The organism is Paraburkholderia sp. RL17-373-BIF-A (genome assembly GCF_046030175.1).
GTDB lineage: Bacteria > Pseudomonadota > Gammaproteobacteria > Burkholderiales > Burkholderiaceae > Paraburkholderia.
Genome location: NZ_JARESO010000011.1, coordinates 1 through 25962, shown reverse-complemented (window position 1 = coordinate 25962; position 25962 = coordinate 1). Strand labels below are relative to the sequence as shown.

General features: G+C 64.5%; 17 protein-coding genes and 2 pseudogenes. 14 read left to right on the top strand and 5 right to left on the bottom strand.

Going from position 1 to position 25962, the window contains the following annotated elements:
• Positions 1 to 10: 10 nt before the first annotated feature.
• From P0D80_RS15650 to P0D80_RS15590, 13 genes and pseudogenes are all read left to right on the top strand, one after another.
• Positions 11 to 952, top strand: coding sequence for a dihydroorotate dehydrogenase electron transfer subunit (locus tag P0D80_RS15650; RefSeq protein WP_408285097.1), 942 nt, complete (start codon positions 11 to 13; stop codon positions 950 to 952).
• Positions 946 to 1884 (top strand): dihydroorotate dehydrogenase, encoded by a 939-nt coding sequence (locus P0D80_RS15645; protein ID WP_408285095.1) that lies wholly within the window; start codon positions 946 to 948, stop codon positions 1882 to 1884. Before P0D80_RS15650 ends, P0D80_RS15645 begins: the two co-directional genes overlap by 7 nt.
• On the top strand, positions 1881 to 2252 hold the full coding sequence (locus P0D80_RS15640) for a non-heme iron oxygenase ferredoxin subunit (protein WP_408178084.1): 372 nt from the start codon (positions 1881 to 1883) through the stop codon (positions 2250 to 2252). Before P0D80_RS15645 ends, P0D80_RS15640 begins: the two co-directional genes overlap by 4 nt.
• Positions 2249 to 3379 carry an asparaginase gene (locus P0D80_RS15635; RefSeq protein WP_408285092.1) on the top strand — a complete coding sequence of 377 codons (1131 nt, stop codon included), beginning with the start codon at positions 2249 to 2251 and terminating at the stop codon, positions 3377 to 3379. Before P0D80_RS15640 ends, P0D80_RS15635 begins: the two co-directional genes overlap by 4 nt.
• Before the next feature lie 55 nt (positions 3380 to 3434).
• Positions 3435 to 4142 (top strand): hypothetical protein, encoded by a 708-nt coding sequence (locus tag P0D80_RS15630; RefSeq protein ID WP_408285090.1) that lies wholly within the window; start codon positions 3435 to 3437, stop codon positions 4140 to 4142.
• A 66-nt stretch (positions 4143 to 4208) separates the two neighbouring features.
• On the top strand, positions 4209 to 5294 hold the full coding sequence (locus P0D80_RS15625) for a porin (protein WP_408178081.1): 1086 nt from the start codon (positions 4209 to 4211) through the stop codon (positions 5292 to 5294).
• Between the two features lie 363 nt (positions 5295 to 5657).
• Positions 5658 to 5849, top strand: a complete 192-nt coding sequence (locus P0D80_RS15620; protein ID WP_408178080.1) for a helix-turn-helix domain-containing protein — start codon at positions 5658 to 5660, stop codon at positions 5847 to 5849.
• An 18-nt stretch (positions 5850 to 5867) separates the two neighbouring features.
• Entirely contained in the window at positions 5868 to 6236 is a 369-nt protein-coding gene (locus tag P0D80_RS15615; protein ID WP_408178079.1) for a LysR substrate-binding domain-containing protein, read from the top strand.
• On the top strand, positions 6233 to 6616 hold the full coding sequence (locus P0D80_RS15610) for a LysR substrate-binding domain-containing protein (protein ID WP_408178078.1): 384 nt from the start codon (positions 6233 to 6235) through the stop codon (positions 6614 to 6616). Before P0D80_RS15615 ends, P0D80_RS15610 begins: the two co-directional genes overlap by 4 nt.
• Before the next feature lie 173 nt (positions 6617 to 6789).
• Positions 6790 to 6990, top strand: a complete 201-nt coding sequence (locus P0D80_RS15605; RefSeq protein ID WP_408285087.1) for a hypothetical protein — start codon at positions 6790 to 6792, stop codon at positions 6988 to 6990.
• A 272-nt stretch (positions 6991 to 7262) separates the two neighbouring features.
• Positions 7263 to 7770, top strand: a pseudogene (locus P0D80_RS15600) (integrase); the annotation flags it as partial.
• A pseudogene (locus P0D80_RS15595) lies at positions 7771 to 8472 on the top strand (ATP-binding protein); the annotation flags it as partial.
• A gap of 71 nt (positions 8473 to 8543) precedes the next feature.
• Positions 8544 to 9164 carry a hypothetical protein gene (locus tag P0D80_RS15590; RefSeq protein ID WP_408285085.1) on the top strand — a complete coding sequence of 207 codons (621 nt, stop codon included), beginning with the start codon at positions 8544 to 8546 and terminating at the stop codon, positions 9162 to 9164.
• Positions 9165 to 9424: 260 nt separating this feature from the next.
• On the opposite strand, the gene P0D80_RS15585 is transcribed toward P0D80_RS15590, so the two are convergent.
• Genes P0D80_RS15585 through P0D80_RS15565 form a run of 5 tightly spaced genes read right to left on the bottom strand, consistent with a single transcriptional unit; the run spans position 9425 to position 24899 of the window.
• The gene (locus P0D80_RS15585) at positions 9425 to 11653 is read right to left on the bottom strand and encodes an HlyD family efflux transporter periplasmic adaptor subunit (protein WP_408285082.1); all 2229 of its coding nucleotides are present in this window, start codon (positions 11651 to 11653) and stop codon (positions 9425 to 9427) included.
• Positions 11650 to 13005, bottom strand: coding sequence for an efflux RND transporter periplasmic adaptor subunit (locus P0D80_RS15580; RefSeq protein ID WP_408178076.1), 1356 nt, complete (start codon positions 13003 to 13005; stop codon positions 11650 to 11652). Before P0D80_RS15580 ends, P0D80_RS15585 begins: the two co-directional genes overlap by 4 nt.
• Complete coding sequence (locus P0D80_RS15575; RefSeq protein WP_408285078.1) at positions 13002 to 13919, bottom strand: efflux RND transporter periplasmic adaptor subunit; 918 nt, start codon at positions 13917 to 13919, stop codon at positions 13002 to 13004. The genes P0D80_RS15580 and P0D80_RS15575 overlap by 4 nt, the downstream gene beginning before the upstream one ends.
• Entirely contained in the window at positions 13916 to 15661 is a 1746-nt protein-coding gene (locus P0D80_RS15570) for a TolC family protein (RefSeq protein ID WP_408178074.1), read from the bottom strand. The genes P0D80_RS15575 and P0D80_RS15570 overlap by 4 nt, the downstream gene beginning before the upstream one ends.
• A 28-nt stretch (positions 15662 to 15689) precedes the next feature.
• A complete protein-coding gene (locus P0D80_RS15565) occupies positions 15690 to 24899 on the bottom strand; it encodes a DUF4347 domain-containing protein (RefSeq protein ID WP_408285075.1) in 9210 nt (3069 codons plus the stop codon).
• Between the two features lie 497 nt (positions 24900 to 25396).
• Between P0D80_RS15565 and P0D80_RS15560 the strand changes: the two genes are divergently transcribed.
• On the top strand, positions 25397 to 25528 hold the full coding sequence (locus tag P0D80_RS15560) for a hypothetical protein (RefSeq protein ID WP_408178072.1): 132 nt from the start codon (positions 25397 to 25399) through the stop codon (positions 25526 to 25528).
• The last annotated feature ends 434 nt before the right edge of the window (positions 25529 to 25962 follow it).

Below are 25962 nucleotides of genomic sequence, written 5' to 3'. Positions count from 1 at the left end.
TGGAATTCTTATGAACACATTTTCTGCAGAGCCGAATGCGGCGCGAAGCGACACGGCCACCGATCCCGCCACCGCGCGCGTGATTACATTGTGTCCGGATCGCGCGCACGCGGATGTCGCCCACACCTGCCAGAGTACGCCGACGATCGCGGAGAACCAGTGCCACGTGCGCTCGAACGCATGGCTCAACGCGGAGTACAAGCATCTCGTACTCACGGCGCCTGAGCTCGCGCTGACGGCACGCGCCGGGCAGTTCTTTCATCTCGCGTGTCCGGCTTCGCACGACGACACGCCTTATCTTCGCCGGCCGATGAGCATCTACTGCGTGGCCGCGGAAGACAGCCGCATCGAATTTCTCTACAAGGTACAGGGTGCGGGAACACGTGGCCTGGCTCAACTTCGGCCGGGCGATACGCTCGACGCGCTGGGCCCGCTCGGAAACGGCTTTGCGCTGCCCACATCGACGGAACCGGCACACGTGCTGCTGCTTGGCCGCGGCGTCGGCCTCGCGACGATGGCGCCGCTCGCGCAGCAGGCGAGCGCGGCGGGTGCGCATGTCACCGCAGTCCTCAGCGCGCGCAGCGAGGCGTTGATGATGTCGGCCGATTATCTGAAAGCCGTGGGCGCCGATGTGATCACTGTCACCGATGACGAGCAGACCAGCGACGTGGTCCAGGTCGAGAGCCTGATCCGGGAAGTGCACGAGCAACGTCGCATCACATTCGTCAGCACGTGCGGGTCGAACCGCCTGCTCGTCATGTTGCAACGCGTGGCCGCGCAGTTAGGCATCCGTGGCCAGGTCGCGCTCGAACAGCGCATGGGTTGCGGTTACGGAGCGTGCTACGCATGCGTGCGGCCTTTTCGGAAAGAGGCGGGTTCACAAGAGCTCAGTTACCGCCGTGTGTGCTGGGAAGGCCCGGTCTTCGATCTTCAGGAAACGACATCATGGTAGATCTCAGCGTCAATATTGGTTCGCTCAAGCTCGCGAATCCGGTGATGCCGGCCTCGGGTACTTTCGCCGAAGGCACGTCGCAGATATTCGACCTCAACTGTCTCGGCGCAATCGTCACCAAGACGATTACTCATGACGTGCGCGAAGGCGTGCCGCCTCCGCGTGTCGCCGAGTTTCGCGACGCCACGCTCTTTTCGATCGGCATCCCGAGCAAGGGCAGCGACTACTATGTCGAACAGACCGTGCCCTACTACCGGCGCTATAGTCCGCCTCTCGTCGCGAGCATTTCGGCCAACACGATCGAGGAGTTTGGCAGGCTCGCGGAAAAAATCAGCGTGCCAGGCGTCGCGGCGATCGAAGCGAATGTCTCCTGTCCCAACCTGAAGAAGAACGGTCAGGCGTTCGGCATGGATCCGGAAGCCACCTGGCAGGTGATCAAGGCGATGAAGTCCGCGACCTCGCTGCCTATCTGGCCCAAGATGACGCCCAATGCGGGCAACGTGGTCGAGGTCGCGCTGGCTGCTGAAGACGCGGGTGCGGATGCGCTCGTGGTGAGCAACGCGATTCTTGCAATGGCGATCGATGTCGAGACATTTCGCCCGCGTGTGGCGAACGTCATGGGCGGCCTCACGGGCGCCGCCACGAAACCGATCATGCTGCGGATCGCCTATCAATGCGTGCAGGCCGTCAAGATTCCCGTCATCGGATGCGGCGGCATTGCCACGGCCGCGGACGCGCTCGAGTTTCTTCTCGCGGGTTGCAGCGCGGTGCAGGTCGGCACCGCGAACTTCGTTTCGCCCACGGCGATGCCGCGCTTGATCGACGATCTGACAGAGTGGTGCAAGCGGCACGGCGTGGCAAAACTCACCGACCTGATCGGCGCGGTGAAGATGCACGAACCTGTCAGTCTCCAGCAACGGGTGGCGCTATGAACGCGGTGATCCAGATAAACTCCGCCGACGCACGCGAGTACGTGCGCGGCGACGACGGCTGGTTTGCAATCGGATCGCTTGACGAGGTGTTCGGCGCGCGCGCGTGCCGTGGCATCGAGATCGAGGGCGTCAAGATCGGACTATTCCGTGTCGACGATGAGATTCACGCGCTTGACGACATCTGCACGCACGGCGCGGCTTTGCTCAGCGATGGCGATTTCGAGGGGCATGAAGTGGAATGCCCGCTGCATGCCGGTCTGGTCGATGTGCGAACGGGCCGAGCGCTTGCCGCGCCTGTGTCGCGCGACACCCGGCATCATGAGACCAGGGTCGAGGCCGACGTGCTTTTCGTGAGAGTGCAGGCATGAACGGCGCTGACGTGAAAGAGCCGATTGCTCCCGCGGTGTCCACACTCGTCGGCGAGCAAGCTGTGTCTGCAAAGCGTCCCCGCATCGCCGTGATCGGCACCGGCGGGACGTTTGCAATGCATGGGCGTCATCGCTTCGACTGGATCGAATACGCCGACAGCGGCGTGATCCATCCGATCGACGATCTGCTGCAACGCCTGGGCGAGCTGGTCCCGCATGTCGAGATCGTGCCCGTGCCGTTTCGCAGCTTGGGGAGCGTGTCCATCGGTCCGCGCGATTGGCTGGAGCTTGCCACGCTGATCCGCGACACCGCTGCAAGCGATCCCGCGTTGACGGGTTTCGTGATCACGCACGGTACGGCGACGCTCGAGGAAACCGCGTGGTTTCTCGACCTTGTGCTGGAGCTCGATCAGCCCGTGGTGCTGACGGGCGCTCAGCGCCCGGCAAACACGGATGGCAGCGACGCCGCGGCGAATCTGCGCGGCGCGGTTGCCGTGGCCGCCGCGCCGGAGTCGCGCGGTGCGGGCGTGCTCGTTGCCATGGGCGGCCTTTTCTTCGCCGCGCGTGACGTGACCAAGGCGGCGAGCTTCGAACTCGCGGCATTCGAGGCCGCGCCGTATGGACCACTCGGCAGGATCGATGCGGACGCCGGCGTGGTCTGGCGGCGTCGCGTGTTTCGTGATGCGGGGCCGTCGCGGCAGAGCCCGCGTTTCGCATCGGTACTGGATGCAGCCGCGTCGACCGCGTTGCCGCGGGTCGACATTGCCATGTCGTATGCGGGTGCCGACGGCGCGGCGATCGAAGCGTTTGTCGCGGCGGGTGCGCGCGGCATCGTCTCCGCGGGGCTTGCGCCTGGGCGTCCCGCGTCCGGGGAGCGCGAGGCGTTGTGCAACGCCGTCGCGGCTGGTGTGGTGGTGGTGCAGGCCACGCGCGCGCCGCGCGGCACGGTGCCGAAGCAGCGTTTCCTCGCCGCCGACGGAATAGTCGCGGGTGGCGATCTCTCCGCGCAGAAGTTGCGCATCGCACTGATGCTGATACTCGCGAGCTTCGGCGTGAGCGATGCGGCCCCGCGTGATCGCACCCAGGTGGATCGCGACACCGTGCAAAGGATTTTGCTCGAACTGTGAAGTGAATTGCCCGACCGCGCCGCCACCTCATTCGATCGAACCACTCGGACCGAACATGCAATTCTCCTATCTCGTCACCTTCCAGCATCCCGACCCAAGTGCGCGTATCAGCGACGAGGATCGGCGCCATATCCGCGCGTGCGTGGAAAATACGCCTGCATTGAGCCGCGCGCGCCTGTACACGCCATCCGCGGCGAATGACTATTACACGGACGACGGTCCATCGCCGATCTTCGCCGTGCAGCTCGACTTCGAACGGCTTGCGGATCTGGAATCGGCGATTGCCGCCGACGGTCATCTGCAGCAACTGGCGAGGGACGATTACCCGAGCCTCGCGACATGTGCGGTCGAACAGCAGGTCATGGCGCGGCGGCCTTTTCCGGTGCTGGATTCGCAAGCGCAGGTGCCGCAAGGGGCGTTGCCTTGCCAGTTTCTCGTTCACTATCCGGGCCGCGCCGAGAATTTCGACGAATGGCTTGCGTACTATCTGTCGCATCATCCGCAGATCATGAAATTCTTTGACGGCGTGCGCGAAATCGAGATCTTCACGCGGGTCGATTGGGTCGATGCGATGCCGTGGAAGCGGGTGCACTACATGCAGCGCAACAAGCTGATGTTCGACAGCGCCGAAGCGATCACGTGCGCGATGAATTCGCCAGTCAGACACGAGATGCGCGCGGATTTCGAAGAATTCCCACCGTTTGAAGGCAGCAACATTCATCACCCGATGTGGGCAGAAACGCTCCTTGCACTGAAGCCCTAGTCGACCCTTTCACGGCCGTCGTGACACGGGGTCAAGAAGCGACGGCCTCTTCCATACCACACAACAATGAGCCTACATAAAGCAGGCACGCTCGTAATTGCGAGCGTGCTGGCGTCCGCATGCGCGGATGCAAATGCACAATCGAGCTATACACTTTACGGCAGCATCGACGAAAGCATGGGGTATGTGACCAACACGAAGGGCGGCCACGCAGTGGTGATGGGGCCGATAGCCGTCCCGGACCAGTTCGGTTTCAAGGGAAGCGAAGACCTGGGAGGCGGTACCAGCGCGATTTTCCGGCTCGAAAACGGCTATTTTTCGAATACCGGCAGTTTCGCAACGGCAGGCGTGCTGTTCAGTCGAATGGCGTGGATTGGCTTGTCGAATGAGCGCTACGGGTCCGTTACCATGGGGCGGCAGTGGGACCTGACCAACGAGGTGTTTACGCCGAACGCGAATGGAGCGGTTCAGTACAACTATCTCGCCTATCATCCCGGAAATATCGACAATGCCGCGGTCACCCCGCTCAGCAATACGATCAGGTACGCGAGCCCCGTCTGGTACGGCATGTCCGCGCACGTGATGTACGCCTTCGCGGATGCGTCGACGGGGCAGGGACGCTACTTCGGCACCGATGTTTTCTACGCATCGGGACCGTTGAAATTGTCTGCCGTGTACAGCGACACACGCAACAAGGCCTATGCGTTCAACACGGCACTCGGTTATGCGTCGTTTCTGGGTCAGAATCTCGCGGGCGGCAGCGCGTTTCGTGCGAGCAGTACGCGAATCGCGGGCATGGCTGGCTCGTGGACCCCGAATCGCACGTGGGCCGTGCACGGCGTATTGAACACGGTGCGAATCGCGGATGCGGCCGACGCGGCGCATGCCACGACTGCGGAGTTGGGCGTCAACTGGAGCATGACGCCATTCAACGCGGTCGTCGCGGGTGGTTCGACGACCTGGTTCAACGGCCACGCCTACACCACGGTCGCGCTGTCGGACCTGTACCATCTTTCGGTGCGCACCATGCTCTACGCCGAAGCGACGTATCAGCACGCGAGCGGTGGCGCCAAGGCGGCCCTGCCGTCGCTCGCTCCTTCGTCGACGAGTTCGCAGGCCTCGCTGCGCTTCGGCGTGCAACACTACTTTTGATACGGCGCGAGCACGTCGGCCCGGCAGGACCGGGTCGCGCTGCTCGCGGCGCCTTCTCGCCGGCATTCATCAGCGCCTCGTGCGTTGCCCCGCCTGTCTGTGCTCCTGTCATTCAATCCACGTGTCGTGCGGCCTGTCGATCCGGCAAGGCCGCTCTTTTCGCTTTATTCACGCGGCAGACTGCATTACCTTTGCACCATGTTCCGTCACGTGCTCCGATACTCGAGGACGATACCGCCCACCGGCACGCGAGGGACCTGCACCCGTTCGCATGCGCACCAGGCGAGAAGGGCTGCGGCGGGCATCAATGGAAGTAAGCCCGTTCACTTTTGGTTGCGAACTGGATGTGGAGACGCCCCCCTCATGAAGATTCATCAACTGCGCACGCTCGTTGCGATTTCCGATACCGGAAGCATTCGCAACGCAGCGAAGGCGCTCGACCTTTCGCCTGCGGCTGTCACCAAGGCGATGCGCGAACTCGAGGCCCAGGTTGGGGTGGCATTGATCGTCCGCGAGGCCTCCGGGATCATTCTGACCGATGCCGGGCAAGCCTAGCTGGCGCACGCGCGTCTGATGATCCAGCAGTTGCGACGTGCGCAGGACGAGATGGACCGCTTCTCCGGAGCGGGCCGGGAGCGGCTGACGGTTGCGCTGCCGACGTGGATCGCCATCGCGCTGCTTGGCGGCATCATGAAGCGCTTCGAGCAGGAAATGCCCGATACGCGGATCGTGTTCTACGAAAGCCTGCTGAGCGTCGCCGTGCCGAAACTGCGTGACGGCACACTCGACCTTTCGGTCAATCGCGCCTGCCCGCCTTCATGCCGCGACGAATTCCAGCAGGTGCCGCTCTTCCTCTCGAGTTACGCGGTAGTGGGACGCGCGGGGCATCCGCTCGCGAAATGCCGCACGTTGTCGCAACTGAAGGGCGCGAGCTGGTGTTGAACCGCGACTTCACGGAAAACGACGCCGAAGGCGACGGCCCGTTCGGAGAGTACTTTCGCCGCTACAAGCCGCGCGTGCACGTCGCACATTCCTCGTCGATGATGATTGGCCTGATCTGTAACACCGACGTCCTCTCGATCATGCCCTGGCCGCTCGCGGAACTGCTCGTCGCGAAAGAAGGGTTCTGCGTGCTGCCCGTGACGGAGACCATCCCGGAAGTGGAAGTGAACCTGATGTATCGGCGCGGAACTCCGTTAAGCGCGGCGGCGAAGGTCTTCATTCAAAGCCTGAAGGACACCATTATCGACGATGCCAATACGTCCGACCCACTGAGCAGACGTGTCTTTCATGCGGTCGACTGTGTGCTGAGGGAACGCTAGACATGCTCCGACCGCGGCACAAAGCAAGACCCGGACCACAGCAATTTGACGCGCATTTCATGCGCGTCTTTTTTTTCGCGGTTTGACCCGTCAACGAATAAACATAACCATTTCTCACGCCGATGACAGTGCCCGGCGTTTGTGATGAAGGGAGGGCGCGCCGCGATCTGGTGTTGTCTGCCGAAGCACTGAGTGCATGGGGTTGGCGCATTCCGTTCATGCTCGGGCTGCTGATCGCGCCGCTCGGCATCTACATCCCCAGCCGGCTGCGTGAGACGCTCAGCGCCGAACACGCGGTGAAGAGCAATCGCGAGCTGCTGCGCGGCATCGTCGATGCGCACTGTCCGAACTGGTGCTCGCCTGTTGCGTGCTGATCGGCCTGACCATCACCGTGTATGTGGTGGGCCACTACATGACCACGTATGGCATCCGGGTGCTGCATCTGCCGACCTCGACGTCGATGCTCGTGGGCTTTGTCACGGGCGGCGTCGGTATCTTCGCGTCCCTGAGCGCGGGGATGTATTCCGACCGCTTTCCGCGCAGCCGTTTGCTGGTCGTGCCGCAGTTCCTGTCGATTCTAGCGGTGCTGCCCATGTTCGCATGGGTGCTGCACGCGGGCACTGGCAGCGTCTTTCTCGGGATGGTCACAATCGCTAGCAGGCTGTCCTTACGCCTCCCAGGCTACACGGGCTCCCATCCTCGTGACCTGCGCGGCGCGCTGGCCGACCCGAAAGGTAATCTCCGCCTGTATGTGTCGCTCGATGGGCTGGACGAGTTGATCACTTATTCGATTGCAAGCTATCACGGCACGCTTCACGGAGGGCTGAATGGCGCGACGCCGCTCGAAGCGATGGAGTTCTTTGTTCGTGGAAGAGGGCAACTGCTGGCCTGGTTGCCCGAAGTGCGCCGACGTAAGTTATGCCTGATGCAATCCGCGCGGCACTGCCGTGTGCGCGGCTATCTTGCGCTCGGCGTCCGTCCTCACATTAACCTGTTCGGCGTGCGCTATACCAACATGGTCCTAGCCAGCAGCGCCCAGCTGATTGGCCAGTCGCTTCGCGTCTACATCAACGCTGACGATCTGCGCTGCGTACGTGCTTTCCATCGCTGATGGCAGCGAGATCGGTTTCCTTGATGCACAAGGTGCGTGGCGCTTTTCAAACCTGCTGGAAGCTGTCGGCGATCATGATCCGAACGCGGGCACCAACCCCACAAAACGCATGCGGCTTTCGCTGCGGATCCGGGAAGCGGCTGCGCGCGCTGGCAGCGGGACGGTTCTGCTCTTTTGCGATGAGGCGCAACGTTACAACGAAAGCGAATACGAGTGGCGGAGGGATGTACACGATGCACTCGACCGCCAGCAGATCAAGCTGTTCACGTTCCTCGTTGGTCAGCAGGAGTTGCTCGCCCAGAAGAGCGCACTGCAGATCGCCGGCAAGACGCAGATCGTCGCGCGCCTGATGGTCGAAGAACTTGCTTTCCTCGGCATCCGCAATGCCGAAGATGTCGCCACGTGTCTGAACGGTTACGACCAGACCGCCTATCCCGAGGGCAGGCAGTGGAGCTTCACGAGGTTCTACCTGCCACAGGCGTTCGATGCAGGTTATCGACTTGTCAACGATGCGGCCGTACTCTGGAATGCCTTCGAGGCCGCGCATCACAAGGCGACCCTGCCTGGCCGTCTGGAGGCGCCGATGGAATCGTTCGCACGGGCCGTCGAGGTTGTGCTCAAGGATAGCCAACTCATGGATGCTCCAGGGTATTGCCCGGACCCATCCTCGTGAGCACACGCGGTGCGCCGCTCCGCCTATGTCCAGTCGCGCCATGCAACCGGGCGTGTGCTCGTCCACGCGTAAGGAGGCGCCCGGCGCTCATTGCGCCGCGCTTTCCGATCGTCAGCCTCGATGAGCGACGACTGACCCCGGCATTGGGCTTCATATTCGATGCAGAGTGGCTGTTGCCTCGTGAATCGATCGTATCGATCCTGTGGAAGTTCGCGCGTGCAAATGGACTACCCGGGCACGCACTGGTCCGGCTGATGGATCGGGACATTGACCCGTACGAAGGCGTTGAGCCGATACGTGATGTCATTGATCTGAAGCATCTGAGGCGCATGCTGCTACTGCCCGGCAACGTGCTGCGCGCTTCACTCCTTGACCCTGGCCAGCGGGGACGGTATCACCCGGTTTTCCCGTACTGCAGGCAATGCACATCGCTTGGTCATCACAGCGTGACGTACCAGATGTTCAGTGAAAACCGGTGTCCCGCTCACCGACAGAAGCTTGAGACGAAATGCCAGCATTGCGGGCAGGAGGCACCCTACATCCTCAACGCGAGTCTTGTGGGCTCACCGTATCGTTGTGCGCGCTGCGGCGCGCTTTACGCAACCCGATCGCCTCCAGCTTTTGCAACGAAGCCAGCGATGCGCAACGAGCATCGTATTGCTATCGCGCGACATTTCCATAATCGCATGGCAGGCAGCTTTCGCCTTGGCATTGACGATCGCGACCTGCAGCTCGCGGGCTCAGGTGGCAGGGGCGGTGCTTGAGAAGCTTCCAACGATCGACGCCCCAAAACTGTCGTGTGCGATACGCAAAACCGGGTGTTGACGACCTTACTTCATTTTTGGTGACGACTTTACTTCGTTTTACGCCGGTCGACTAATCGATCTTGGCCCATCTTGAATTGCGTGTGCTGTCCGGTGATGGCGCTTAAGCTGAGAGCATTGCCCGTACAGGGCAACGCATCAATCTCTCAGTGATAAATCAGCACCAGACAACAGCGAAAGTGCGAACGAAAAAAACCAGACTACAACTGACTCTCACGAATAACGACAGCGACGGCACGTTGATAGACCCGTCCGAGGAGGCTGCTACGATCGGCCTCGATCCGAACGGAGCCACGCAGCCGCTTGGGGACAAGAGGCTCTCCGCCAGCCGCGGCAAAACCAGATCCAGCCGGGGAGGGCGCAAGCACCGCCCGATAAACCGCGGTCTCAGGCACAAGCCGATTCTCGCTATCCTTGCGAACCGCAACCCCACCGCCATAGACAGAAGCAAGCTCAGGCACATCCAGCGCCCGCACGGAAACACTCCCGACGCTGACAACAGCGAGCTCCACCCCCGCATCTCCGTTCTCGGGAAAAAACCGCGCGCGGGCGCCGGGATGAACGCGTCCAAGATCAGCCTCGCCGATATAAGCCTCGACGATCTGCGAAGAAGGATCGATCAACATCCCCAGCACTTCCCGCCGGGGCAACCATTCCCCCGCCCGCAAGCCGGCAGGCACATCGGTGAGCACACCGGAAAAAGGAGCCCGCACGGTCAGCAAGGCCTCCTGGGAAGCGACCTGATCAACCGTCGCCAGCGCGCCTTCGAGTTCCTGCTGCCCAACACCAATCATTGCGGCCTGTTCGGGATCGAACGACTGTCCCTTCATCCGCGTGTCGACGCCCTCCAGCGTCGCCACCGCAACGGCCTTGTGGTACGCAACCGTCGGCGACGCCAGCACGAACACCGGGTTGCCGGCAGCAACACGTGTCCCGTCGACGGATAACTTCAGCAACTGTCCAGGCTCCGCGACATATAACGTCGTCTGCTTGCCGGCCCGCAAAAGCGCGGGTGCGGACAGGTCGCGATGCCAGGGTACGACAAACAGCACCAACGCCACGCCCAGCAGGCTCAAACTGATGACCGCCCGCCGGTCGGGACGCGCGCCGCCAAGACGCCGCCGCCATATCGCGATCTCGCCGACAATCGGCCGCACCAGAAACCAGCCAATTTCCACGCACATCAGAAACAGCCCAAACGCCTTGAACGCCATGTGATACACGACGAGCGCGATGCCGAGAAACAGCGAAAAGCGATACACCATCGCGGCCAGCGAATAGATGATCAGCACGCGTCGTTTAGCAGGCGCGAAGCGTTCGGGAGGCGGGTCGCCGAGACCGAACAATATCTCGCGCAACCACCAGCGTCCCATCGCGAAGCCGCGCTCCTGGAGGTTCGGCACGTCGAGCCAGTCGGACAGCAAAAAATAACCGTCGAAGCGCATCAGCGGATTCACATTGACGGCAATGGTCAGCAGCCACGTCGAACTCGACAGCAAAAACGCGCCGGTGCGCAACGGCCCGTCGGGCAACAGGGACCACGCCAGCGACGCCACGATCGCCAGCGTCATCTCGGCGAGCATGCCGGCGGCGTCGATGGCGAGGCGCTTGCGGCGGTCGGTCAGACGCCATGCGTCGGTGGTGTCGGTCCACAGCACGGGCCACAGCACCAGCAACGCGACGCCCATCGACGGTACCCGGCAGCCCATGCGCTTGCTGATCACGCCGTGGCCGATTTCGTGAACGACCTTCGCGGACGTCAGCGCGATCCCCACCATCAGCGCGCCCTGCAACGAAAACAGATGCAGCAGGCTATGCGTATAAGCGGACCACTGGCGGCTGATCAGATAAAAACCAAGCAGCGCAAGCAGTCCGAGCAGCGTCACGAAGCCGCGTGTGAACACCCAGCCGATGCGCGGCACCACCGCGCTTAGCAGTGGGTCGGGATTGACGAGGCGGATCTTGATCGACAGATAGTTTTTCAGCAGCCAGCGCGCGGCGGACAGCCGCTTGCCGCTGTTTTCGACGGCGAGGCGGTCCATCGCGGCTGGGCCGAAGGGCGCGATCAGGCCGGCGCGATGCAGAAAGGACAGCACGTCGAGCACGTCTTGCGACGTCGCGCGAAGGGTCGTTTCGCTCGACACGGAGCGGGCGACGGCGTCGGTATTGCCGAGTGTCCAGCGCGCGAGAATCTCGAATTCGAGCCAGCCGATCCGGATGAACCGGTGCCGCGCGGGATCCTGCAATGTCCAGGTGGGACTGCCGTCGGCGGACGCGCCGCCGGCAAGCAGCTTCAGGTCTTCGCGCAACCGCGGCAAGGCAACCGGCGGCGCTCCTCCAGTCGCTGCCGAAGCGTCATCCGCTTCGGCGACCGGTGCGCCGATAGCCGCGCCGGCGGCGGTAGCGGGGCCGGCGGTAGCGGTGCTCATACCGACACCCACTCGCGCAGCACCGCCAGCGGGCGCCGCAACAACCACAACGCGAGCACGCGGCGCGGTCCGTAAATCTTCGCGGTGCCTTTCAGCCCGAGGCGCGGCGTCACGCCGGGAGCGAGCGCGGCGCGGAACGCATACGACATCACGCCGTCGGCGGTCAGCGTGCTCGAATAGCTCGCGAAAACCAGCTTGCCGTACACGGGTTCGTCGGGCGACAGGTTGCTGAAGAACACCACTTCGGAACCCGGCTTGAACGAGACCACCGACGCCGCCGGCACTTCGATCTGCAACTGCGTATGCGTCGGCGACGCGACCATCATGATCCGTTCGCCGAGCGCGACGGGCTTGCCCACCCACTCGCTGCTGTCGTCGAAAACGGCAATGCCGTCGGACGGTGCTGTGATGTCGGCGCGCGTCAGCATGTCCTGGTCGTAGGCGAGCTCAGCCTGCTCCTGGGCGACCTTGCTGACGAGCATCGCGAGACGGCCTTTGGCCTTGTCGTCGCTCATCGCCTGCTGCGACGTGTCGCTGTATTCTTCGCGCGCCATGTCGAGCGCTTTCTGCGTCACGGCAAGGCGCGTTTGCAGTTGCGTGCGATCGAGCGACACCAGTGGCTCGCCGACGTGCACGGTCTGGTTGGGCGCGACGCGCAAGCCGCCGACCACCCCATCAAACGGCGCGCGTACGGGCGCGGGATCGATCGGCACTATTTCAGCGGGCGCGAGCACGGATTCGCGCACCGGCAGCAACGCGGCCAGCAGCAGCACCGCGGCGGCGATCGCCAGCGGCCGGCGCTTCGCAGGCAGGCGCCGCCAGAAGCCCGTTTCGCGGAGGCGCTGATGCAGCAGCAGGCTTTGCGCATAGGTGCCGGCGAGCGCGTCGAGCAACTGCCGCTCGCCGTCGTTCCACGGGTCGGTGCGGCCGAGCAGCAACCCGCCGACCAGCACACCGTCGCGCCACGTCAGCGGACACCACATCGCGTTAGCGGGGAACCACTCGGGCCATTCGCGCGCGAGCGCCTCGGGCAGGTCGGCCGCGTTCACGCCGTGCGACTGGTGCGCGTCGGCGCCGCGCCCGATCGCCGCGCAGACGCGGTCGAGCCACAGGTAGTAAGGGCCGCCTTCGTCGGGCGTGGCGACACCGGACAATATCAACGGCGCGCCGCCGGCCGCCGGGTTCTGCCACAGCGCGGCCTGCTGGTACGCGACGATTCCCGCCGTCTCGTTGACGATCAGGAATTCGAGTTCGTGACGGCTCGCCGCGCGCGCCCGCTGTTCGAGTTGCAGCAGCGCGCCGAGGCGCAGCAACTGATAGTTGAGCGCCTGGCCAGGATTGGGCGCGTTCATTGCCGCGCTGACACGGCTGTACCGGCGGGCGGCGTGAAGACGGCGCGACCGCTCATGCCCGGCAACAGTGTATCGGGCGGGTTGTCGATGTGACCGTAGACCTTGATCGAACGGCTTACTGCGTCGACCTTGCCGGACAGGCGCGTCAGCGTGGCGGGGTAGGTCTTGCCGGTTTCGTCGATGGCGACGTTGAAGGTGTTGCCCGGCTTCAACCACGCAAGCCACATCGACGGGACGATCATTTCGAGGTCGAGATTCCTGTCGCTCAACACATCGAGCAGCGGCGCGCCGGTCTGCAGGAACTGGAAGTTGTGCGCAAACACGGCGGACACGCGGCCCGTGAACGGCGCGGCCACCACGCAGGTGTCGACCAGCGTCTGCGCGGTTTTCACGTCGGCGGCAGCCTGTTCTTCGTCGGCTTCCGCGACCTTGTACTCCACGTCGCTTGTCGAGCCGAGCGCGTGCAGCCGCTGCTTGCTGGCGTTCACGATCTGGCGGCCGTCGAACACGGCTCGCGCATGTGCGAGCGCGCCTTCCTTCTCCGCGCACACGAAGCGCGCGATGACCTGGCCCTGCCTGAAGCGATCGCCGTCGCGCAGCGCAAACTGGCTGAGCCGGCCGGACATCGGCGCGCCGATGGTCGCGCTGGTTTCGGCCACGACCTGTACGCGGATTTCAGACGCTGCGGGTTGGGCGGCCGCCACAGGCTGTGCGGCCGGCGTAATGGGCCTGACCGGTGTGACGGCGTTGGCCGTGGCGGTGGCCAGACCGGCAGCGGGCGTCGGCGCGGCCAACGCGAGCGAACCCGTCGATACACCTAACCCCAATGCAACCATTGCCAGGCCACCGCGCGTGAACTTCGTTACCTGCAACCTCATCGATTTCAACTTCTTCACCTTCGACTTCGTGGTCATTTCGCTGACGGCGAAATCTGCGCCGCGGCGATGCTTGTGATTTGCGCGCCGGCCGGAACCGTGGTCGCAGCCAGCGGAGCCGTTGCCGTTGCCGTGGCCGGAGCCGCGTCAGGCGCTCCCGCCGATCCAACCTGCGCCGCGGCAGCAGCCGGCATGGCCATGCTCAGCTCAGGCAACTGACCCGCTTCCCAGCCGGCAATCGCGCTTTTCACACTGCGGCTCAAGGTCGACAGATCGTCGGTGTCCGCGTTCGGCGGCACGAGATCCACACCGACCGACGTGTACAGATTCGTCAACGCGGTATGCACCTGGGCCACCGTGCGGTCGTAGGTGAACTCGGACACCATCGACGCCAGCTCGCGCCGCACGCGGTCGGCTTCCGATTCCTCCTCGGCGCGCGACGCATTCGCCGACGCCACGCGGATTTTCTGCTCGACGTCGTCGATCTGCTTCGCGATGTCGAGATCCTGCGCCGCCGCGAGGTATTCCTGATAGCTCAGGTTCACCTGTGTCAGCACCGCGACGCTCAACGCGAGCCGGCGCTGGCGAGATACTTCGACGGACGTTTTAGCCGCCGCGATGGCCTTCGGCCCTTCGATCAGGTTGACGAGGTTGAAAGTGGCGTTCACGCCGAGCTGCGCCCAGTTCGGGTTGAACAGGTAGCGGTTGGTGTCGTAGTTGAGACTGCCCAGCAGGCCCACGCCCGGCAGCATCTTGACGATTTCCTTGTAGACGTCCTGCTGGTCGATCTTTCCCTGATACGCCTCTTCACGCAGTTCGGGGCGCATCGCGAGACCGATCATCTCGAGCTTGCGCGGATCGACGCTGGTGGTGGCCGTGCTCATGTCCAGCTCCATCGGCGCGAATTCGATCGGCGCGTCGCCGGGCACGTTGATCAACGACGCGAGCGTCACCTTGGCGGTGTTCAAATCGGTCTGCATGTGCCGCAACTGGCCGACCACCGACAGCATGTTCTGCTGGAAATCGAGCCCTTGCAGCGGCGACACGAGCTTTTCGCGGCTCGCCTCGCGCGAGTTGTCGAGCATCTTCTGCGCGTCGACGAGCAGCGGCTGGAGACGCGGCAGCAGGCGGTCGGCGGCGACTGCTTTCCAGTACGCTTCCTGGGTGCTCTTGACGAGCCCGTCGATCACTTTCCGGCGACGCTCCACCGCCACGTACGTGCGATAGCCCTGCTGCTTCGCCTGGAAATAGCTAACGCCGACGTCGAGCAGGTTCCACGACAGTTCAAGCGAAGCGGTGGCGTGCGAAGGCGACTCGGAGAACGAGGGTTCCAGCGACTGCTGACGCGTCACCACGGACACGCTTTCCGCCGCGTTTTCGTTGTTGCGCCAGTCGTACCCCGCGTTGGCCGCGAGCCGCGGCAGCATTTGCGCGATCGCGAGATCGAGCTGGCGGTCCTGCAGCGTTTCCTCGGTTTTCGCGAGCTGCGCGTCGTAGTTGTACTTGAGCGAGCGGGCGATCGCGTCGGGCAGCGTTAGCGGCCCGCGTAGTGGCACGTAGGTCGAGTACAGCGTCGTGTAGTCATCCTTTGCGCGTTGCAGATGCTCGGCCTGCGAGATCGGTTGCGGCTTCACCGCGCACGCCGAGAGCAACGCCGCCGACAGCAGCGTTGCGCCCGTCAGCCCGAGGCGTACCGCTGACAACTGCGGTTCGCGTTGCGGCGTGGTCGGCGCCGCTTTCGACCGCGCCGCATTGAAGCGGTCGCCGGTTGGAGTTTTCATTTTTTCAGTTCGCTTTATGGAAAGTGAATCAGGCGGACTCCACCGGAGCGACTTCAGCGATCGTCTGCACGATCTGCCGTGCCTGGAGAATCCTTCCGATGGGCCCCGCGTCGCGCAACTGCGCAGAAAACGCACTGCGTCCCAGTTGGGCGTGTTGCTGCGGGTGCTGCTGAGGTTGCGGGTGCGCAGGCTGATGCTGTACGTCATGCCGTCCGTGCACCGGCTGGCCATGCTCCGGCGCATGCGTGCGCGCAACTGGCGCGGGCGCATCCTTGACGACCAGGCGCTTGAGCATCTGATCGAGATCGTGCGGCTCGCGTCCGACCATGATCTGGAACGTCGCCGTTGCCTCGTTGCCGAACTGGTCGCGCGCGACGATCTCCACTTCGACCGTGCCGTGCGTGCCCCGCGGCGGCGTGCCGGTGAACGTCAGGTTGCGCGCGTCGAACAGCAGCCATTGCGGCAGCGGTCCGCCGCCGGGGCTGCGGGCGTCGTAGGAAAGCTCCGCGCCTTGGTACGTATCGTCGAACAGGTTCGACGGCACCTGGATGATCGCGTGCTGCTCTTCGATCACGAAGCGGTTGCCGACCGAGCCGCTCAGCCAGACCTGCGGAATGATCGGCTCGCCGGACAGGCTCGTCCGGTAGCCGCGGCCTTCGGACGGCGTGACCAGGTTGTCGTCGGGGAACTGTGAGTTATCGAGCCCGTGCGAATCGGTCAGCTTGTTGTAGTCGTTCGGCGCGTTGAAGTCGGGGATCAGGTCTTGTGGTTCGGAGAAGAACGGTCGGTTCGAATTCGAGACCTGGGTCGACAGCAGCACAGTCGACGCGCTGTACTGCGTCGTGCCGCCCACCGCGCCGAGGTTGACTCCGGTGGCGTCGGCGACCGGGCTGCCCGAGGTATCCGTGGTTTCGATCAGCCGCACTGTCAGGCCGCCCGGCGTCCCGCTGAACGAGCCGGACGGCTTGAAACGCAGCCCGTCCGTTGCCGACAGCACGAGCGCATCGTTGTCGCCGAGGCCCGTAGCGGGCACGTCGGTCCACGTTTTGCCGCCGTCGCTCGAGTACTGCCACGTGCCCTGCGACGGCTCCGCGCCGTTGCCGGTGATCGCGATGCCGGCCAGTGTGTTGGCCGTCGAACCGGTCGGATTGGCGCCGCTCTGCTGCTGGTCCGCGCCGTCGTTGAAACTGTGGCCGAACAGTCCGCCGACGGTGTCGCCCGGCGGGTTCGGATCGTCCGGGCTCACCGTGCCGAGCGTGGCATTGCCGCTCGCGAGCGGCGCATCGTTGACCGCGCTGACGGCGGTGCCGAGATCGACCGTCGCCGCGCTGACCGCGGTCGTGCCGCCGTTATGCGCGCCCGATACGTCGACGCCGGTAAGCGCCGTGTCGCCTGCGGCGAGGTCCGCGCCGGTCACCGAACCGGCAATCGCCACGCTGGACGAATCGATCAGGCGCGTCGTGAGTTGTCCCGGCGTGCCGTTGAAATTCGCCGCGGGCACAAAGCGCAATTCCGCCGACGACGACAACACCAGCGCGTTCGAATCGCTCAGGCCAGTCGCCGCGATCGTGTTCCAGGTCGCGCCGTTGTCGGTCGAGTATTGCCACGCGCCCTGCGACGGATCCACGCCGTTGCCGGTGATCGCGATGCCGGCCAGCGTGTTGGCCGTCGAACCGGTCGGATTGGCGCCGCTCTGCTGCTGGTCGGCGGTGTCGGAGAAATTGCCGCCGAACAGCGTGCCGACCGTCGCCCCCGCCGGCGCGGCGGTGTCTTCGGGCGTGGCAGGCAGCGTGGCGGAGCCGCTCGCGAGCGGCGCGTCATTGACCGCGTTCACGGTGAAGCCAATCGTCTCGGCCGTCGCCGTATACGCCGAACCGCTCGTGTCGACGCCACTGCCGAGTCCGCTCGGCAACGCCGACAGCGAGCCGTTGGCGGCGCCGTCGAACTGGTCCCAGCCGCGGAACGTCAGCGCATTCGGCACCGTGCCGTTCCAGTTCGGATTCGGGTCGAAAAAGATCCGCGTGTTGGCGTCGGCGGCCAGATGCAGCGCGTTCGTCGCGGAGATTACCGGCAAGCCGCTGCCCGCGAATTCGGTCCAGTTCGCGCCGCCGTCGGTCGAATACCACCACGAGCCTTCGCTCGTGTCCGCCTGCGTGATGGCGACGCCGAGGCCGCCTGGCGTGCTGCCGCCATGCGCGTTCGCGCCGTCGCTGTCGGTCACGTTGCCGCCGCCCGTCAGCGCCGACACCAGCGTGCCGACCGCGCCTTCCGGCGTGCCGGAATCCTCGGGCGTGCCGATCGACACGGGGTTGCCGGCCAGCACCGGTGAATCGTTGTGCGCGACGATCTGGATCGCCGCGGCGGCGGCGTTCGTCGTCGTGCCGGTCGTGCTGTCCATCACCGAAATGGTGACCTGGCGCGTGGTCGTGTCGGGGGTGTCGTTGGAATCGTAGTACTCGACTGCCCGCAACGCCGTCTGGACGGTGGCCGCGCTCAGGTTCGAGCCGCTCAGCGTCATCGTGCCGGTGGCCGTGTCGAACGAGGCGGTGACGCCGCTCGGCATCGTGCCTGCGACGAGGACGTCCTCGCCCGGCCGGTAGTTGGCGATCTGCACCGTCGCGCCCGAGAACGTGTCGGCGCTCGTCACCGCCAGCCCCGGGTCCACCACTACGGCCGCGGCAGCCGGGTCCGAGTTGTTCGGATCGTCGAAGGTGGCTGTCACGATGCCGGTCTGCGGCACTTCGTTGACGGTGACGAATACGGGCGTGCTGGTCATCACGCCGCCCGTGCCCTGCGCGCCGGTCGTGTTGTGGTCGTCGAGCGTCACGCCGATCTTGATACCGGTGCTCACCGTGCTGGTATCAGTGCTCGAATACGCGAGGTTGTCGAGCACTTCGGTGACGGCCGCGTTCGTGGCGCCGGCGCCGAGCGTGATCGACAGCTTGCCGTTCGCCTCCGTGTAAGTGCCGAGCACGCTGCCCCCGAACGTCACGTTGCCGCCGGACAGCATCAGTTGGCCCGTGCCCGTGAACAGGTCGGTGCCGACGGGCGCGGTGGTCGCGCCGTTGTAGCGCTGGACCGTCAGCGTCGCGCCATCGAAGTCACCGCCGAGCGCGGCGATCTCGTTGTCGAGCGCACTGGCTGAGCCGGCCAGTGTCACGGGTGCGCCGCCTTCGGTGTAGTTGACGCTGCCGTTCCAGTTCGTGATGACCGGCGCGGTGTCCGGCGCCTGGAACGAGAAGTCCACATTGCTCTGTGCGTTGCCGCCGGATATGAACGTCGCCGTCGGCGGGCTGTTGCTGATCGACCCGTCCGGGTCGAAGACCAGCGTGTCGGCGGCCGGTATGTTGCCCGCGAGCGAAATCACGACCGTGCCGTCGGGCAGCACGCCGAAGTTGTACGTTCCGTCCGCGCCCGTAGTGGTGGTTTCGTGGACGACCGTGCCGTCGGGCTGCGTGATCGTCGCCGTGACGGTGACGCCGGCCAGCGGCGTGTCGTTCGAGCCACCGGTTTGCGAGAAGGTCGTCGTGTCGTTGCCGAGGTCTTGCCAGACCCGGCCCTGCGCGGTGCCGATGTCGGTCGATGCGCTCGCGCGGTACGTGTTGACCGCCGGGTTCAGACCCGGGTCGAAGTCGCGCGGACCGGTGTCCGTGCCGGCCGCGCCGGTGGTCGAGCCGTTGAAGGTCTGCGGCCCGGCGAGGCTTTGCCACGTCGCGACGGCCGTGTCGTTCTGCACCGTCATGCCCGAGGCGACGTTCACCGTGTACGTGATGACCTCGGTGCCGCCCGCGGCGAGCGACCCCAGTGTGTAATGCAGGTCACTGCCGGTCGTCGAATCGACGCCGCCCACGGCGCTGCCGGTCGCGCCGATGAATGCGATGCCGCTTTCGTTCGCCACGGCCTGGTCGTCGACGGCGACGTTGTCCGCCGTCGACGAACCCGTGTTGTGCACAGTGACCTGGTACGTGACGGTGCCGTCGGCGTTGTCGACGGCGGTCGCGGTTTTCGTCAGCGTGACGGCCGGTGCGTCGACGGCGACGGCGACGCTGTTCGACGTGGCGGCGCCGCTGTTCACCGACATCGACGCCGAAAGCACCGTACCCGGCATGTTGCTGGCGATGTTCTCGACCACCGCGTTGAACTGGACGATGACGAAGTTGGCCTGCGCCTTGCCGTCGTTATTGGAGAGCGTGCCGAGGTCGATGGTGACGGTGTTGCCGTTGACGGTGATCGCGCCCGGCGGCAGCTCGTTGCCCGGACGGAAGGTGGCGACGTCGTCAGCCGAACTGACGGTGTTCGTGGCGCCCGACGGCGACAGGAAGTTCGCGCTGCCCGGCGTGCCGTCCTGCATCTGCGGCAGCCCCGAGATCGCGTTGTTGCTCGAAACGATGTCGCCGTCCGGGCTGACCAGCGTGAACGTCACGCTGCCCGGCAGATATTCCATGCCGGGCGGCAGGTCGAAGGTCAGCGTGGCCGGGTTGGCGCCTTCCGGAATCTGCACCACACCGTGCAGCGTGACCACTTCGCCGACCGTGGCTTCGGTAGTCGCTTGCGTATTGTTCTGCGCCGGCGGGTTCGTCGGGTCCGTGTTGTTCGATTCGCCGCTGATTGACAGCGTCGGCGTGATCTGACCGATCTCCACGGTTTGCGTCGCGCTGTTGGCGGTGAACTGATGCCCCTGCTGCGCACCCGGCAGCGAGTAATACGTGACCGGCGTGGCCGTGGCCGACGTGTCGACCGTCATCGTGGTGCCGGCCGGCTGGTTGGTGGCTACGTGCGCCTGGAACGTGAACGTCGCAGTCTGGCCGACGCCGAGCGCGCCGACCATGATGTCCAGCGGGCCGCTGCCGGAGACGCTGCCGCCCGTGCCGCCGCCGGTATATGCCAGCGTGCCCGCGTCGTAGATCAGGCCGGGCGGCAGATTGAGCAGATCGGATACATCGTTGGCAATGCCGGTGCCGTTGTTGGTCAGCGTGACCGTGTAGGTCAGGTCTTCGTTACTGAATACCGTGCCGTTGTTCGCGATCGGCGCGCCGGTGTTGCTGTCGGCTACCGTCATGTGCTCGGTCACGCTCGGATCGAGTTCGGTGAGCGTGGTGCTGGCGCGCGCGGTCTGGTTGGTGTCGTATGAAAGGACCGCGGTGTTCTGAAAGGTGCCACCCGGATCGGGCGTCGCGCCTGGGGCGAGGGTGGCGGTGTACTTAATGACCACCGTGCCGTTGGCGTCGAGCTGGCTGTTGGTCAGTGTCGGGCCCAGATCGAACGTGAGCACGGTCTGGCCGCCGACGATGGAGACCGAGGCGTTGCCGCTTCCCGCGACGCCGTTGAAGGTGATTCCGTCGACGCTGGCGAGCGTCATGCCGGCCGGCAGCGTATCGGTCACGATGATGTCGCTGCTGCCGTTCGACGTCACGCCTTCCGCCACCGTGACGGTGATCTGGTACTGCACGGACTCGCCGAGTACGACATCGTTGAGCGGCACGTCCGCATCGCTGCTGCCAATGACGGTCTTCGCTATGGTGGGCGCGGTGACGGCGATGGTTGCCGAGTCCGACAGCGCCGCCGCGTTTTCGCCGAGCGTCTGCTCGTTCGCGCCGGTGCCCGTGACGAAACCGTTGCCCGCCGCCACGCCGCCCGCGACGCTCGCCCAGTTGACGATCTCCGAGCTTGCCACGAGCGTGGTGCCGGTCGTCTGCGTGGCTTTCAGGCCCAGGTCGTACACGACGTAGACCTTGTCGCCGGCGGCGATGCCCTGCGTGCCGGTGGTGACGGTGAGGCCGGTGCTGAAATAGTCGGCTTCCGCCGTGCCGGACAGGCCGGTGATCAACTGGCCCGCCGAGTTGTAGACCGCGAAGTTGTGGACGTCGGCGGTGGTGTAGCCGGGCGGCAGCGTGCCTTGCACGTTGACGTCCCAGGCGGTTGCGTGACCTTCGTTGTCGACCGTCGACACCACGCGCACCAGGTCGCCGCCATCGACGCCGCTGACGTTGAGGTCGTCGGAATTCAGCGCGGAAGCCGGATCGCTCGCGCCGCTCGGGCTGAACAACGTGCCCACCGCCGTTCCGGCGACCGCGAACGGACCACTCGTGCCGCTCGGCGGGATGCCCGTCTGCGGGGGCCCCGGGTTGGCGGCGTTCGGGTTGGACGTATCCGGCGAAAAAGTACCCTTCGACGGGTTGCCGGCGCTGTCGCCGGTAGTCGACACCACGCCGGTCTTGACCGTCACTTCAGGCTCTTCCAGCGGCGTCTGCTTGATGGCCGACGCGGCGACCGTGTCGCCCGCCGCGTTGGTGTACGAACTGGTGCCCTGGCTGGTCAGCGCGAGGCCGTCGGCGAACGGCTTGTTTGACGCCACCACGCTGAACTGTACCTGGACCTGCTGGCCGGGCGTGTTGTTGGGGTCGTCGCGAGTGCCGAAATTGAACGAGATGCTGTTCGCGGTGCCGTTGGCGACCACGGCCGGCGTGCTCGTCTCGCCGGTGAGCGGGTCGATCACCTTGTAGGTGCCGGCGGCGGGCACGACGTCGGCGCCGTTCGTGTCTTCCGAGTAGACGACGTTGGTGCCGTTCGACAGCGGGTCGGCGGTGTTGAAGACCGGCTCGGGCAGAAAGGCCGTCAGGTCGAGGTTGCCGTAGTCGCCGGTGGTCAGCGTGTACGTGATGCCATAGGTGACGGTGTCGCCCGGTTCGATGACCGTGGTGTTGCTGGTGTCGCCGTTCACCGCGATCACGCTCAGCACCATCGAACCCGGCGCGACGGTGCCGGTGACCGCCGAGCCGTCGCTGACCGTGCCGAGGTTGGGATTCGTGATGGTCTGCGCCGTGGTGTCGACCGCCACGACCGTCGCGCTCGTGCCGGCCAGCGTGACCGTGTCGGAAATCGTGTCCTTTTCGCGCAGGCTCGCGCCGCTGTTGGCGTTGGTGTACTTGTCGAGCACCTTGGCGACGAACGAGATCACGCCTTGCGTCGGGCCGACCGACGTTGCGCCGGGGTTGCCGACTTCGCCGCCCACCAGCACCGAGCCGAGCGCGCCGCCTTCGATCATGCTGATCAGCATGCCGACGTTGAAGTTCACGGTGGTCGCGCCGGTGCCGCCGGCGCTGTCGTCGCGACTGTAATCCCAGGTGACGCTGGAGCCGCTCGCGTTCACCGTTTCGCCGTTGACGACGGCCGGCGTGTTATTGGGCAAGTCGTCGAACTGAAGCGTCTGGGTCGCGCCGCCGCTCGTGAGCTGGAGCGTCGGCGTCACGTAACCGACGTCGCCGGGCGCCAGCAGCGTCACGCCGTCGCCGATCAGGTCGGCGATTTTCAGGTTGTTCAGCGAGAAATAATCGGACACTTCGAAGGCGATCGAATACGTGACGGGCTCGCCCGGCACGATGTTGCCGTTCATCGAGTTGTCGGTGACCTGGATGGCGAGCGCCTTCGCGACGAACGACGTCGAATCCGTGTTGGTCGAGCTGTTGCCGGAGATGGGCTGCAGGCCGGCGGCGTGATCGACGGACGCGGTGGTGGCCTGCCACGCGCCGGTGTAGCTGTAGATCGCGGTCGTGTCGATCGTGCGCGGCGCGCCGTCCGGCGTCAGCACGGCCACGCCGTTGGCGTCGAATTGCGGCACGAAGACCGGAATCTTGATAACGATCGGCGCGCCGCTGGCGTCGGTGCCGAGCGAGTCGAAATGGATCGTAACGGTGCCGCCCGCCGTGCCCGGGCCGCCGGTGCCCGGATGGAACGTGGCCGTGCCGGTGACGCCGCCGGGGCCGGTGATGCCGATCGTGCCGGCGGTGTATTCCACCTGGTCGGGCAGCTTGAACGTGAAATCGAGACCCTGGATCGCGTCGCCGTTCGTGACGGGCGCGGGCGTGATCGTCACGACGTAGTTGAACGGATAGTCCGGACCGGTGGCGGTTTCGCCTTCGTGCAGGTCGGTTGTGGCGCTGACGTCGAGCAACGAAACCGTCGACGACGAGGATGTCGATGCGCCGATCAGCGACTGGTCGACGACTGGGTCGTTGAGCGGATCGGCGCCGTACTGGAAGCCGCCGCTCGCCGTGATTTTCAGCGGCTGGCCCGTGGGCGCGCTGGACAGCTCAGTGCTGTTGTCCATCGTAAACGTGAGCTTGATCGCCGCGGCGGGCTGGCCCGGCGTGAAGCTGCCGAACGGCAACACCAGCACGTACATCGAATCGCCGGCCTGGTAGCCGGGCGGCGCGGTGATGAACACCGGCTTACCGTCGCTGCCGAGCGCGAGTGGGCTGAACGCGCCCAGCCCTTCGCCGGCGACGTTGGTGATCGTGATTTTCTGGAAGCTCACGGCCGTGCCGAGGAACGTCGCGCTAGTCAGCGTGACTTTCTGGTTGGCGTCGGACGGCACGAACAGGTCGATGAACGGACCGTAGCCGACGGCGTTGCCCGCCGCGTTCGAGAAGTTCACCGTTTCCGTGAAGGTGCTGCCAAGCAGGATGTCGCCGGGCACGGTGGTCGGGTCGAAGGTGACGGTCGGGAGCGGCGTGTCGAGCACACCGGTGTAGGCCGCCATGGCCGCCGTGGTGAACGGCGTGCCGACCGCGAGTACGCCCGTGGTGCGTTCGAGCGTCCAGTCGCCGCCCAGTTGCGCGGCGCCGGTGGCATCGGTCGATGCGCCGACCTGCGCGCCCGTCAGCGCGTGAACGCTGTTGACGAAGGCCGCGCCGCTGTCGCCCGCACCCACGTCGCAACCCCAGAATTCGATGTCGCCATTGGCGGCGAGATGGTCGCCCCACGACGCCACCTGGCCCGCATGGCTCGCGAGCGTGGCGGCCGTGACGGGCGCGTTGCCCAGTTCGAGCTGACCGGCCTGGCCGTAGGTGAGGAAGTGGATCGCGGTAAGGTCCGAACGCCCCTTGAGCGCTGCCGTGACCTGCGCGATACCGTCGCGATCCGGGTCGATCAACACGACCTGGACGTCGCTCTTTACGCCCGCCGCCAAGGTTTGCCAGTTCGAAACGCGTGGATCGACGAAGAGGATTTCGGTTGCGTGCGGGTTGGGCGCGAGGGCCGGGACGCCGGGGTAGAGCGCCGCATTCGCCGACTCGCTATGCAGCTCCGCGTTCAGCCCGTGGTGGTGATGGTGGTGGACATGAGTCGTCGCGTGCGACGCATCGGGATGGGTGTGTTCGTGTGCAGAATGCGCTGCTTTGTTAGCGACGGCGGCAATGCTGCCGTCGAACAGATGACGTGCCTCTAGAACAAGTTTCATGTCTACCCCGATTTTTGTTGTGCAATCTAACTGTTTTAATTTTGCACATCAAGTGTCTTCGGTATGGATTAAACGAGATTTAACTATTGAGTTTTGGGGCCGGGAGAATGGAAACACAATTAAGACTGCTATTTGGGATCCGGCGTTTTAAACGTCATGAGGCCATGGCGTGACATACGTATGAAAGCCCTGCAAAACCTGGCATCGGTAAGGGCTTTGAGCGTGGTTCCTCCCCGTGGAACAGGATGGCTATCACGTGTTTTCGGCTATGGCTGAATGGAAAGACAGCCGCAGCGGCCGCCTGTCAGTTGTGTAAGATTATTTAGAAGAATAGAAATGTAAATGTAAAATTCGAATTGAATTTAAATTCATTGTATGGAATGACCCTCGCTTTAAAAGGGCAGTTTCAAGATACAGGCGCAACACCTCCGGCGTTCTCGCTCATCGTGTGTTGGCGCTTGCATGTTTCGGCCTCGTCGTGGCAGAAGAATCCCGGCATGACGTTGGCGATTCAGACGGCCGGCGAGATGCTGATGCCGAACAGTGAACATTTGCTCGGCTGCATGGCGCCGGATCAAGGCGGTTGCGAGCGGATGTTGATCGAGCTGAAAACACCGGACAAGACCTGATTCGCACGCAATATGAACGGACACTGGTGTCCGGCGTGTTCCATGCACTCGCGTGATTGATGCGATTCAGCGCACCCAACTTGACTGCCTGCAATGCATCAGGTCCGATTAATTCTTGAAGGATATCTTTCTGGACTCCGATACAGACCTGATGGTGATCTCGTTCAAGCGCCTTGCCGATTAATTTGGCTGTCCTTAAGTACTGCGAGTTCGATACCACGCCGGGCCAAGAAGTTGACAGTGCCTTTTACCCTGCTGATGTGCTTGCGGAGCATCGTTCGGCAGGGTTGGGCGACTAAGGACATAGTTTCGTCGACACTCGACGGGCGCTAGCGGCGCCACCCGCGATGTCGGTAGTATCCACGGCCATAGTAACGGGGGTAGTAATGGGGCTCGTAGTAGCCTGGGCCGTAAAAGCCGCGATATCCGCCGTC

Excerpts from the sequence above, each read along its gene's own strand:
- P0D80_RS15650 (WP_408285097.1), top strand. The coding sequence starts at position 11 with ATGAACACATTTTCTGCAGAGCCGAATGCGGCGCGAAGCGACACGGCC.
- P0D80_RS15645 (WP_408285095.1), top strand. The coding sequence starts at position 946 with ATGGTAGATCTCAGCGTCAATATTGGTTCGCTCAAGCTCGCGAATCCG.
- P0D80_RS15640 (WP_408178084.1), top strand. The coding sequence starts at position 1,881 with ATGAACGCGGTGATCCAGATAAACTCCGCCGACGCACGCGAGTACGTG.
- P0D80_RS15635 (WP_408285092.1), top strand. The coding sequence starts at position 2,249 with ATGAACGGCGCTGACGTGAAAGAGCCGATTGCTCCCGCGGTGTCCACA.
- P0D80_RS15630 (WP_408285090.1), top strand. The coding sequence starts at position 3,435 with ATGCAATTCTCCTATCTCGTCACCTTCCAGCATCCCGACCCAAGTGCG.
- P0D80_RS15625 (WP_408178081.1), top strand. The coding sequence starts at position 4,209 with ATGAGCCTACATAAAGCAGGCACGCTCGTAATTGCGAGCGTGCTGGCG.
- P0D80_RS15620 (WP_408178080.1), top strand. The coding sequence starts at position 5,658 with ATGAAGATTCATCAACTGCGCACGCTCGTTGCGATTTCCGATACCGGA.
- P0D80_RS15615 (WP_408178079.1), top strand. The coding sequence starts at position 5,868 with ATGATCCAGCAGTTGCGACGTGCGCAGGACGAGATGGACCGCTTCTCC.
- P0D80_RS15585 (WP_408285082.1), bottom strand. The coding sequence starts at position 11,653 with ATGAGCACCGCTACCGCCGGCCCCGCTACCGCCGCCGGCGCGGCTATC.
- P0D80_RS15580 (WP_408178076.1), bottom strand. The coding sequence starts at position 13,005 with ATGAACGCGCCCAATCCTGGCCAGGCGCTCAACTATCAGTTGCTGCGC.
- P0D80_RS15575 (WP_408285078.1), bottom strand. The coding sequence starts at position 13,919 with ATGACCACGAAGTCGAAGGTGAAGAAGTTGAAATCGATGAGGTTGCAG.
- P0D80_RS15570 (WP_408178074.1), bottom strand. The coding sequence starts at position 15,661 with ATGAAAACTCCAACCGGCGACCGCTTCAATGCGGCGCGGTCGAAAGCG.
- P0D80_RS15565 (WP_408285075.1), bottom strand. The coding sequence starts at position 24,899 with ATGAAACTTGTTCTAGAGGCACGTCATCTGTTCGACGGCAGCATTGCC.
- P0D80_RS15560 (WP_408178072.1), top strand. The coding sequence starts at position 25,397 with ATGACGTTGGCGATTCAGACGGCCGGCGAGATGCTGATGCCGAACAGT.